This is a genomic window from Photobacterium sp. MCCC 1A19761, from assembly GCF_037389125.1.
Lineage (GTDB): Bacteria > Pseudomonadota > Gammaproteobacteria > Enterobacterales > Vibrionaceae > Photobacterium.
In genome coordinates this window covers 1-1,872 of record NZ_JAZGTF010000058.1, presented here as the reverse complement: position 1 = coordinate 1,872, position 1,872 = coordinate 1, and the positions used below count along the sequence as shown (strand labels likewise).

Sequence of the window (1,872 nt, the reverse complement as noted above, 5' to 3'; positions counted from 1 at the left end):
TATTGCCATCACCCGCTATCAAACCATGAAAACAACCAACACGGAAACAGCCTACTAAGCAAATGGCCGCTTGTTGCGTTCAACGCTGGCTTCGCCTGAGTGACTCAATCGCATGATCACATCCCCCCAAAGGCATCCGATATGGATGACTTTTTCTCCCGGCGTTGCCCGGAAATCCGCCAATGCATTTGTGCTGCTTGACTTAAATCCTTCACCGGTAGCCTGAAAGACACCGCACTTCTGGCATCACCAACAGTGGCTGGCAGCATCGGCAGACATCGTCATTTGATTCAGCTTATCAATGACACTCCTATCAAGGATATCGCTACTTGCACATTGTTTGTTCTAACTTACATTTGCTCCATTTTGCGTTAGTGCTCAAGATCATTCACAGTCTGTTAATGCTAATTAGCGATACATTTTCTCATTTCTGCTCCTTTTAGCGAAGCATGGCAAAAGGACAGCAGCGGATAACCTGTTATGTTTGTTGTGGTGCATAGAACGGGTGGGATGTTAAAACTCATTTCATCGTGAATGCTATTTGGGGAAGTGGTTCTTAGTTACTTCTGCTGTATATGCTTCCACATCCCCAAGAAATTTTTGAGATGATTGAGAACTTTATCTTCCATTCGTAAGATAAAAAATCATGGATACAAAAAGTTCTCTTGCGGGATATACATTTGATTTCTATGCCTTGAAGTGTTTAATACGGTTGATTCACAAGTTGCCAGCGCCATGTGTTGAAAGCGCGATAACCACCATACGCGGCCAGTGCAGTAACAAAGCCAGCGGACTTAAGCGTTCCCATAGCTGAATTGTTCAACAACGCCTATCTCGGGGAGTCTTAACGAGACAGAAATTACTCACTGTTCTCAGGGCTAAACAGCTTATGCTGTAGAAAATAAGTGTTTTATTCTCCGTTGTCGAGTACTTATGAGGTCTCGTTATACGCACATGCTTGTTTTGACCGAACGTAAAACCGGACATAGATATCAAATCAGGATTTAAGTGATTGATAAACATAGTTAATTGTCTAATATGTAATCAACATGGCATGTGTAGAGTAAGGAGAAATCGTTGAGCAAAATTTTTATATCCCATAGTCATCAGGATAAAGCTCTGCACGACGCTTTAAAGGATGCGCTTATTGGAATTGGCCACGAAGTTTTAGGTGTCGATTCATTGTCTGTTGGGGCAAATATCTCCAAGGCTCTCAATGAGCTTTTGCACGCAGCTGATGCGGTCGTCGCAATAATTACGGAAGACTCACTCAATTCCAAAAATGTACTCAGTGAAATCACCGTTGCCCAAGCTCAGATGGATGCTATAGACAGTAAAATCTTTATGCCAGTAATCGTTGGTAGTATTGATATTCCTAACTTTCTTCGAGAAAGACTAGCTGTAATGGTTCCAAATTTCTCGAATGAAAATTTAACTAAGGTAGTCTCAAATATTCACCGAGCAGTAGAGCACAATTTGGCTATACGAACGGAAAGAAAAAGAGTACAAAAAGAGCAGGCTTCTAAATTAGAGGTAAGTAAAACAGAATTTATCAAAGAAGCCGAAGAACGCCTAACTAAGAAAGAAACATCACTAAAACTGAGCGCGAACATATGGTATGGGGTGGGCTATGGAGCGCTAATACTAGGTGTTCTTGCTGCCTTCTTATTTATCAAAGAAAGCTTAGGCGGCGAGGTCGATACTACTGGTATTGTTCTTCTATCTATTAAAGGCCTAATAGGTGTTGGTCTGTAGTGGCATAGTTAATTTGGCCATCTGATTAGAGGTGATATCATCACCTCGGAAGTTAACAGGTGACACAATGACAAAACGTAGCAGAAGAACATTTAGTCCCGAGTTTAAACTTGAAGC

The 1,872-nt window shown here is 41.6% G+C and carries 1 protein-coding gene; it reads left to right on the top strand.

Annotation, left to right across the window (positions count from 1 at the left end; genetic code table 11):
* Window positions 1–1,077: 1,077 nt before the first annotated feature.
* Window positions 1,078–1,755: a toll/interleukin-1 receptor domain-containing protein gene (locus tag VV869_RS24300; RefSeq protein ID WP_337737530.1), complete on the top strand. Its 678-nt coding sequence runs from the start codon at window positions 1,078–1,080 to the stop codon at window positions 1,753–1,755.
* Window positions 1,756–1,872: the final 117 nt, after the last annotated feature.